Source organism: Providencia sp. PROV122, from assembly GCF_028482365.1.
GTDB classification, from domain to species: domain Bacteria; phylum Pseudomonadota; class Gammaproteobacteria; order Enterobacterales; family Enterobacteriaceae; genus Providencia; species Providencia stuartii.
In genome coordinates this window covers 87,505-96,997 of record NZ_JAMPQI010000020.1, presented here as the reverse complement: position 1 = coordinate 96,997, position 9,493 = coordinate 87,505, and the positions used below count along the sequence as shown (strand labels likewise).

Below are 9,493 nucleotides of genomic sequence, written 5' to 3'. Positions count from 1 at the left end.
AGCATAACGCCATGCGGTGACCGTGCTGTCGGTAATATCGGTTTCTGATTGGGGATTATAAGTTAAATGGATCCCCGCTTTCATACCCAAGTGGCGATCGCTATAGAATAATTGTGGGCCTTCCTCGAACCAGTAGTTAATCCCTTCTTCGGCAGCGAGGCGACACCAAAACTCATACAGGGTTTCACGTTTTTGCGTGATATAAGAGCGCTGCAAATGCTCTTCAGGGTGATAAAATAATTTATCGTGTTTAACATGGGATTCATTCAGCAAGGTTTCTAGTATGTTGGGAACGGTAGTGTCTTGGAAAATACGACTATCTTGCTTAAGCGTCATGATCCACATTTCAGGGCGGATAACAAACTGATACCACGTTTTCACGCCATCGGTATTGCCTTGCTCGGCGCTAGCTAAAATCCCTTGTACACAACGGGTAACAATACCTTCACGCATGATGGTGATGGAGGAAGCCATCCCCAATACATCTTGAAAATCAATCTCTGATTGTGAGCTGACGGCTTGAATGTTCAGCGTAAATAACTCGGATAACCCTTCGTGCAAATCAAATTGGGTGACCTGAAAGGTCTCTACAGGAAGATCACCAATTTGGCAGGTAAATACGAGTCCGGAATACAGCTTACGATTAGCAATTGCATCGTAAATATCTATTTTCTTAGATTGAGAGGGCTGAGATCCGCTGGCGTCAGAAGCCGATTTAAGGCGCTGTGGCTCTGGCCTGTTTAATAGAGATTGCCAATGTTGACCCGCTTTTTCAGCATCAGATACATTTTTTCTCGAGATATTTGAAGACATAGACTTAACCTTGCAAAATGGCGCACTCAATTGTTGCGCCATGGTTTTTTATAACAGTGATTTATATCCTTGTAATGGTGAGGGTGATAAATACCATGTCGGTAAATCAGCATCATTGAAATTCACTGACATTTCCAACAACATATTTTCAGATAAACAAAAAGGGAAAAAATGATATAGGTGAGTGACAAACATAAATGCCTCACCTTCATTTTCAAATTTTTGAATGTCTAATGTCACCACAAGGGATAAGCAGCGATATGGTTTTCCTTTTAAAATGTGATCATATAAATTCGTTTTAAGCGCAATACAACCTGATAATAACCGTTCAAGTTTGCGTGTAACTTGTCTATCGTTTTCACGATATAAAATATATTCCGTCAACATCTGCTTGATAGTATCAAGAGACATCAACATAAAAGCATTAGCACTATAGTGTGATAGTAATTGCCAATAATATTTATCATTCACAATCGGTGGATAACAGTTTGATAACTCGGTGATATTTGCTGTTTTTACTCCTTCTGGCACCTTCTCACTATGGCTGTTTAAGACCCCTATGCGGCTTTCTTGATATTGTTCAAAACTCACATAATTACATGAAAAACGTAAACTAGGAGGCACTACCATCGGTGTACCTTTATTATCATAAAAATTTAAATAATATAGTGTCCTTCCTCGAATATCGTTATCAATAGTGAGTGCATAAAACAACGCTTGTTGATATTGGGGCAGCAGACGTGATGCCGCAGTAAAATCCGTCATCGGATAAAAATCACAATATAAGCCACGAACCTTTTCGTGAGGCTCTAATGACAACTGAATATCTGATAAATGCGCCAAATAGTGATTATCAGGTATAGGTAATAAATACGACGATTGATTATATTTAAAATCTATTTTCAGCTCATTTTGCTTTTCTTTATCAATTGCAGGTACACAGTTTAAATAAAAACTCTCTTCACACTGTGCCTGAGTAATCGAAAGCTGCTTATTGAAATAGATATTGATCACAAACGTATCATCATCTTGCCAATTAAGCTGCTTAGTGATCAACGGTACATTAATATCGATAAAATGATGAACATGTGGTAAATAAAACCCTTCCAGTAGCTGTTGAGGGGCTGATAATTGATTATCTGTTTGCTGGAAAATTTGAAATTTTTTACCTATCTTCGGCTCAAAATAAAAATCAAGGCTGTTCCCACGATAGCTTTTTCCATCATGATTCAGCTCTATATAATCAAAATATTGGCTAAACCCGAGCATCAAAGTATCTGCAATAGCTTTTTGTTTACTCAAAAAGAGGTTTAGCGATGCTGTATCATATTCTTTTATTATGCCTCGGTATTTTACTCGTAATGAGATACAACTCCGATTAGGCTGATGAGTAATTTTTCGCTCAACAATAGAATAAGGTTGTAGGGTCACTCCATAACAAAGACTAAAACTGGCACCTTTAGGACCTAGAATCAAATTATTTTCTGAAAGATAATATGGATAATCAATGACCCCATCTTGGTCAACCTGAATAATTGTTGTTGAAGGTAGCCCCTTAATCGCTTGTGAGCCTAAACGTTGTAGTAAAGGTAAGGTAATTTCAGGAAAAGCGTCATCAATTTTTTCTTGTAGGCGTGCCGAAAGAAAAGCAAACCCTTCAAGTAAATAACCCGTATGAGGATCTTGTGGATCTAATACGTGAGCCAAATGCGGCTTCTCTCTCGCATAATCGTCAGCGAGTTTTTGTAAATATTGCTTTTCTTGTAGATACTTTATTTCACTCATCTTTTAGGCTCAACATCCATTAAATTGTATTTTCTTGCCAGCTACAGTAGCCTGAAGTCCCAGCCATAACATGCTGAAATATAATATCTTTATATTTCACAGTTAGTGTTTCCTCTGGTAATTGCTCATTATTATTCGATGAATGAGGATAGTCTGACTCTAAATTAATAATGGACGCTTCTCTCAGAGTAATGGTGTAATACTTTTCTTGAGAGCCTGTTTGTGAAGTCCGATAAAAATTAAATGTCATCTCAAGTGTTTCATTATTGGCAATTGCATTTGCCAACAGTGGAGATGATTTATCTAACAACTTAATTAATGTAACAGGTTGAAAATTAATATTTTGAGTACGACTAAAGCCATTTCCTAATCGTAGGACAAAAATTTCGTCTTCATGACCGTTTTGATACTTATTACCGATCGAGTCTAAACTTCCACATCCTTGAGAAATTGCACCTTGTTTGCTGCCTTTTAATGTCAAATAGATCATATTCGCCATGATAATATCCTTTTAATATGAGTTTGGTTTTAAACCGCGTTCTTCTGCCTGTTTTTGCAAATCATAGTAACGTGCTAATAAGCCATTAATTTGTGAATCGATATTACTAATTAATGTTGGTGAGATAGGCTGGTCATTTTCAATTTGTAAAGAGAATTCACGTAGTCTTTCTTCAACAGGTGTACTCTTGTTATGCTGCTTTTGAATATCATAGATAGCAGTTTTCAAATAAGAGAGAGTAAAACTCCCGCGATTGCGCTCTTGCATCACAATTTTGTCTGATAGCTGCTGTAATAATGTCGCTGTTTCTGACCAACTATCGCTAATTGGCGCATTTTCTAACCGAGTTGTTATCAAGTTTTGCCAGTTACGGCTGACATAAGCTTGATCCGCATTGTTAGGCCACCGTTTTTTGGCTACATCCACTAATGAATCAGCGAGCTTTAAGGTAAAAATAGGTGACTGCTTCTCTAATAACCCTAAGTTATCCGCGTAGGTTGTAAGCTCAGGTTTATATAGCCATTGAGCCGCCGCGCCTTCAGGAACAGAAGCCATTGCAATAACTTCTTGCTGGGTCGAGTAATACAACGCATAGCCGATACCAGAAAAGATGACTGCGCTTGATAATAACCCTAAAAAAAACCCTTTTGTCGCACTCATTTTTTCCTGAGTAGGCATAGGTGAAGAAGGCCGTTTTTGAGCCGCTGTTTCAATCACGATTGATTGTGCTGGTGGCTCTTGCTCCGTTTTCGGCTGCTGGATATAAACTAAAGGCGGCAGCTTTACCGTTTGACCTTTATTTTGATTTAATGCATTTTCGCGCTGTTCGAGGTTTTTCGCTGAGTTTTGGAAAAACCACAAAAGGTTTTCTAATTTCGGTACTTTTGTCCACGTTGTTTGGGCAAGCTTATCGATAATGAGCTGTAGCGCACGCTCGGAACGATAGATTAACCGTAGATCACTGGTTTTAAAACTGATTTGCCGCAATGCTGAACCAGCACGGCTATTAAACCAATTCAAAATATCAGCACGATGATGGGGCTGTTCTGGCCACAAATGATCCCATTGTGTCACAACAACACTTGCTAATAGTTCACATCCCTCGGTAAAACCGTTTAAACCATGTAATTGTAAACGCGCGATGGTGTAATAAATTCCACTTTGTAAATCAATGCCATGGGTTTTAAATAGCGTTAAACACAATGACTCAATTAAAGTCCAGCTCACTTCAGGGCGGGCTGGATGGTTAAGTTTATTGAACTCGGTTTTTAGCGCGATAAATTCTGGGGTCTCCAAGGGAGACCCTCCTACTTTAATCACCAAGTTTTCTGATTGCGTACTCATTTATTGTTCTATTCCCTCGTATTAATACTGAAAAATCATATTAATAAAGCGTTTCAGGTAAACGGAATCGGGTAAATAATCCTCCGAAGAACGGGTTGTTAGATTCATCAATTTGCACGCGATAAGTCATATCTCCGCCATCAATTGTGAAGCGAACTTCAAAAGAGTTTGGTTTCACATTCATTAACCTGCCGCTATCGATAAGGCGTAATTGCGCCCAAGGTCCGCTAAAGCTGAGCGAACGAGGGGATTTATCACCAGAAAGAGGCACTAATGTCAGCTTACTTTCAATGTTTGAACGCATTGAGTTTGGCCACACCATATGTACGGTGTTACTGCGCCCATGAGAGTAGTCAATAATCTGCCCATCAAGGTTCAAGATACTGCGACGTTTATTACCTGACAGTGACAACGGTTCTACCGCAAATTGTGTTTCAAGATTACCTTGAGCAGTAAAGAAGGTGTCTCGAATGCGGTTAGCAATCTCAATTTGCTCCAATACATCAGGGCGAATCAGCGATTGGCCTTCCATATTTTCAATCAAGTTATTTTCAACAAATAAACGTAGATTCTGTTGATAGAAACTATCGATGGTGCCATTTGGTTTGAAGAAACGTTCAAATTCGCTTAATGGCACATCTTGTTTAGATTTCGGATTAAATGGATAACGTCCAGCGATGTACGCGTTGTACTGTTTGACAACGTTTTCATTCCACTCGACTTCCATATAACGAATAGCTTCTTTTTGTACCACATTCCATGCTTGGTCCGAGAGGTCTCCTACCCAACGATTTAATGGTTCTGGTAATGTTTTCGCCATTTGTGATAGCTCAAAAATGACATCACGGTTATTATCATTCAAACGCATAGACACCGCTTTTAGTGCAGCTTTACCTGGTACTGGTGAGTTTTGAATACTTAATAAATAACGATGCAATTCATTTAGCTTCTGATTGAGATTCTGTAGGTTTTCACCATTGTTACTCACTAAGATCTCAGTTTCGGGTGAAAACTCTCTATCCAGCCTGCTAAGCAACCTGTATTTCGGCTCTGCCATCAATTTTTGCTGCTCTTGTGAAGACAGCGAACTATCAATGGTAGGTAAAGAAGTGTTATCTCTCAGTACCTGTAATGCACGTCTTAACGGCTGCTCACCACTGATTATCTGTTCTAATGCATTGATTTCATCTTGAATTGTGTCAAATTCACGAATCTCTAAATTACTCATCGCCCCACGCCATTGCGCAGTATAGTCATTCAGATATTGTTCGCTAATTTGACGTTGGATCTCTTTACGGTCACTCTCGCTATACTGTGTATTGCTTGATAAATTTAGCACCCAAGCATCAAGTAATGTCAGATCGACCAATTCATCATTTTGCCTAATAAAGTAGTTAATCAGCCCAGAACGGGTGAGAAACTGAGGGATTTCGAGCTTATCTTCATCGTTCACAGTAAACACTGAGTTAAAACCAGGGCCTATTTGATGACGGAGGTTTAATGGTGATGACAGTGTTTGATTCGCTTTCAGCCTCAGTGTTTGATAAACACGTTGGTATAGCGACAGCGTGCTCAGCTCTTTTTGAGCGTCACTGATTGGTTTGGCAAATGGCCCAAAGACTTTATTGGCAATCGCTGAACCTTGATTACGCTCAGCTTTCCAGTCAGTGTGCTCTAACGCATAATGTAAATGGCCGCGAAGCTGAGCTTGGATATCTCGTTGCCCTGTAAATAGCTGGCTCCAGTAGTTTGCCATATAGTCTTCAACCAACCCGTTATTACGCCCACTTTTATCTTCAAGCATGCGCATAACACGTAAGATTTCGAGCTTCTCTTCACTGCCTTTTTCAGCATTATCCAGCTCAATAAGTAACCCTGCCATAATGGCGGGTAAAAAGCGTTCCGTTAACAATTGCAAGTAGACATTTTCAACTTGTGGTCCAACTTTTTGCCCCTGATATAACCCCATTTCAGACAGAATGCCATTTTTATCACGATGGTTTCCGTAAGCTAATGTTGCTTCTCTAAGTGGGTTCAAAACAGGAAGTTGTTTACTACCGTCAGTATCTTTAGTTGTCGTTGATTCAATCGCTTTAAATGCTTTAACTTCATTAAGCACATTCTCGCCCGCACGATAGTTTTTGTTGTAGTAATGGCTCCAGCCATTCCAAGCCAATATCAAACCAACAATGCTGACAGTTGAAGCAACTAAAAGTCTGGTACGATGTTTTTTCAGCCAATAATGGTTTTCCGCTGCTAAGTTTGGCTCGCTAAACAGCACATCACTGAATAAGTTGTGCGTAAAATAGGGATGTGTATCTGAAATAGGCCAAGTTGTTAGTGGTGCTGTTGGTAAATGGTATTGAACTGACGCCGTTTGGCTAAAGACGTCGTCAATCTGACCAACTTGAGTCGCAGAGGTGAGATAAACCCCTCTTAAACGGATATTTTTCTGTTCATTGTTAGCAACCAATGCAGAGATTAATTTTGTTACACTGCTTTGTAACCCTTCAATTTGGCGAACAAAACTAAATAAGTCGCTTCTTTGGCTTCCTTCTGAACGATTTAACATCATTTCAGGTAAAGCACTGTTCATTTGGCTAACCCATTGGCTCCAAAAGTGATTGAGCTGTTTTTCCCAATTAACATTTTCTTTTGAGCTAAAAGATACCCCTAATACCTGATTACGCTGTTGAGCATCAAGGGATTGGAACATCGCATCAAAACCACGTAACAAGTCCAGTTTAGTCAACACAATATAGAGTGGTAATTGACTATTGAATGTCATACGGACTTCTTCAATACGCATATGTAGGTCAGCAATGAGCTGGCTATTTTTTTCCTTCGAATTTGTCAGTAATGACAAAGTATCCACGGTTAAAACAATGCCATTCATTGGTTGTCTTGAACGGTTTTTGCTTAACCAGTGTAAAAGTTCATTCCATAAACGATGATATAGCTGGGGCTTATCCCCCTCACTCACTGGCTGGGTCAATAATTTCCCATCTGGCACAAAAAGGACGGCATTATCCGCGAGTAGACATTGAATATGCAGAGGGAGTTTCTGGTCACTAACAACATTTTCTGTTGGTGCAATATCTAAAGTATTAAGGCTATTTTTTAGTAATGTATGCTTACCACTCTCATCGGCCCCCAATACGAAATACCAAGGACGTAAATATACGGATTGAGTATGTCCGTTGAGGTGACGAACAAATTGCGATTTCCAATAATCGAGATAACGATTTTGAAACTCAATATCGTGACGAACAGGATCAACAACCGCTAATTCCACGTCTAATTTAAGGCTTTCAAGGCGTTTTACACGTTTCCATGTCGCGATCCCAATCCAACTCACAATGATGAGAAGAATAATAATCGTCGCTAACCAACGCGCGCTCAGCTCTTTAAGGGGATAACTGCCCTTGTAGTTAAAATCGGGTCCCCACCACCAAATCCAAATAATCAAAATCGCTGGGAGCAGTGCCAAACACAGCAGTAAGAATGATTTAATTTTGGGCTTATCGCCAAAAAACAGCTTCTTAAGAGAACCCGTTATTTTTGGTATGGATAGAAAAGATAATTTCATTGTTGTGAATTCCTATCAAAAGTCATTTCCTGCTTGTCTTGCACCTTCTGTGCTAAACGATTGAGCAAATCGGGTTCCCAGTCCGATAACGAGTAATGTAATGCTGCGGTATGCAGTTGCTGATACAGGTTCTCAGCCATATGCTGCATCCCCGCTTGTTCAAATAACTGGGCAGATAACAATTGGCTATAAAAACGTGCTCTCGGCTCGTTCGTAGAAGCGATAAAATTTTCGACCATTTTTAACGCTTCACTTAAGCCATGCTGTTCATAGCAATGTAAAATTTCTTGTTGTTCAGCTTGTAAACTGTGAGAACTCGTCGAGGCGTCGTGACTCGTTGATTTTTGAGAAGCTGAAAGCCAAGACTGAACCTCTTCAGGCAAGAAAGGTGTCATGTCAGAAAAACTCAGTTTGGCTAAATCAGGTAATCGGTTTAAAAACTGTTGCAACGCCTGAGCAATCGCAACACCCACCAGCGGATAGCCTAACTTTGTTGCAACTTGAGCAGCTAACATATGGCCTTCCAGCCAATAAGGCGATAACGTTAAGCTTTGTTCAATGTTATTCAACAACGCCATTGATGGTTGCGCCATTTGGTTTTTGTAATCAATCACTCGGTCAGGAGAAACAGGAGCTAATGGCGTTTTTCCATCATTATTTGCCATCGGTAACGCATGAATGGAGTGCCAAATAGCATAGCGCCGTAAGCAATAACCTACCGCATCCGAAGGCGTTTGCTCACATAACGCCTCAGCCACTTTAAGCAATGTCTGTTTCCACTGACGCTCATCCGTTTGGTTCACCTCAACTGTAGGTACTTTTGTTGCTGCCACCGGAGTCTGTGCTTGTTGAGTATTTTCTACTGTTCCCTTTTTATCTGTTGTTGGCTCTTCCGTTGCCACAACGATGACAGGTTCACTTTGTTCAATACGGCTGTAACCACGGCTTAATGTATCGACTTCAGCGGATAAATTTGGGCATTTTTCATGCCAAGATTTAGCCAAAAAGGCAAAGGAGCCAAGAATATTGTCGCGCAAGTTAATATCGGCTTGACGGCAAAAACTGTCTTGTACAGTTTCAAATCGTTTAAGGATTTGCCCTGCAAGCCGTTGTTTAAGCTTTATATTTTGCGGATAGCTATTTTCCCAATAATGACGAACAAACTCCGCCAATAATTCAGCGGCTAAAGCTAGCTCATCAGCCTCTCCTGCATGTTGTAAGGTACGCAATAAGTGCACTAATAAACGGAAGTCTTTCGCTTCATTAGCAAACAGTTGTAATGCCTTGCGCTGGATCTCCTCAATATTTAATTGAGCATGGCTAAGTGAGCCAAACTTAATCATTTCGCCGTCAATGTATTCCCAATCAGGGTTATCATCGGCAATCGGTGCTGCTTGCTGGCTTTCTTCAAGGGGAGCTAATAGCTGCTCTTTCCATTTTAATTGTGTATTAATCGTCATGAT

At 40.0% G+C, this 9,493-nt stretch carries 6 protein-coding genes; all 6 read right to left on the bottom strand.

The genetic code is table 11. From position 1 onward, the window contains the following. A partial coding sequence (locus tag PSE69_RS15280; protein WP_272675289.1) for a type VI secretion system Vgr family protein occupies window positions 1-813 on the bottom strand: 813 nt, incomplete at its 3' end. Window positions 814-861: 48 nt separating this feature from the next. Further along, window positions 862-2,598, bottom strand: coding sequence for a type VI secretion system baseplate subunit TssF (locus PSE69_RS15275; RefSeq protein ID WP_004926329.1), 1,737 nt, complete (start codon window positions 2,596-2,598; stop codon window positions 862-864). Between the two features lie 19 nt (window positions 2,599-2,617). Then, window positions 2,618-3,097 (bottom strand): Hcp family type VI secretion system effector, encoded by a 480-nt coding sequence (locus PSE69_RS15270; RefSeq protein WP_004926326.1) that lies wholly within the window; start codon window positions 3,095-3,097, stop codon window positions 2,618-2,620. Between the two features lie 12 nt (window positions 3,098-3,109). Further along, window positions 3,110-4,441 carry a VasL domain-containing protein gene (locus PSE69_RS15265; RefSeq protein ID WP_014657057.1) on the bottom strand — a complete coding sequence of 444 codons (1,332 nt, stop codon included), beginning with the start codon at window positions 4,439-4,441 and terminating at the stop codon, window positions 3,110-3,112. Between the two features lie 40 nt (window positions 4,442-4,481). After that, the gene (gene tssM, locus PSE69_RS15260; RefSeq protein ID WP_121875035.1) at window positions 4,482-8,030 is read right to left on the bottom strand and encodes a type VI secretion system membrane subunit TssM; all 3,549 of its coding nucleotides are present in this window, start codon (window positions 8,028-8,030) and stop codon (window positions 4,482-4,484) included. Further along, window positions 8,027-9,490: a type VI secretion system protein TssA gene (gene tssA / locus PSE69_RS15255; RefSeq protein WP_121875034.1), complete on the bottom strand. Its 1,464-nt coding sequence runs from the start codon at window positions 9,488-9,490 to the stop codon at window positions 8,027-8,029. Before tssA ends, tssM begins: the two co-directional genes overlap by 4 nt. Window positions 9,491-9,493 lie beyond the last annotated feature (3 nt).

Bases quoted from the DNA above. Each gene is read 5' to 3' on its own strand.
- tssM (WP_121875035.1), bottom strand. From the start codon at position 8,030: ATGAAATTATCTTTTCTATCCATACCAAAAATAACGGGTTCTCTTAAG.
- PSE69_RS15275 (WP_004926329.1), bottom strand. From the start codon at position 2,598: ATGAGTGAAATAAAGTATCTACAAGAAAAGCAATATTTACAAAAACTC.
- tssA (WP_121875034.1), bottom strand. From the start codon at position 9,490: ATGACGATTAATACACAATTAAAATGGAAAGAGCAGCTATTAGCTCCC.
- PSE69_RS15270 (WP_004926326.1), bottom strand. From the start codon at position 3,097: ATGGCGAATATGATCTATTTGACATTAAAAGGCAGCAAACAAGGTGCA.
- PSE69_RS15265 (WP_014657057.1), bottom strand. From the start codon at position 4,441: ATGAGTACGCAATCAGAAAACTTGGTGATTAAAGTAGGAGGGTCTCCC.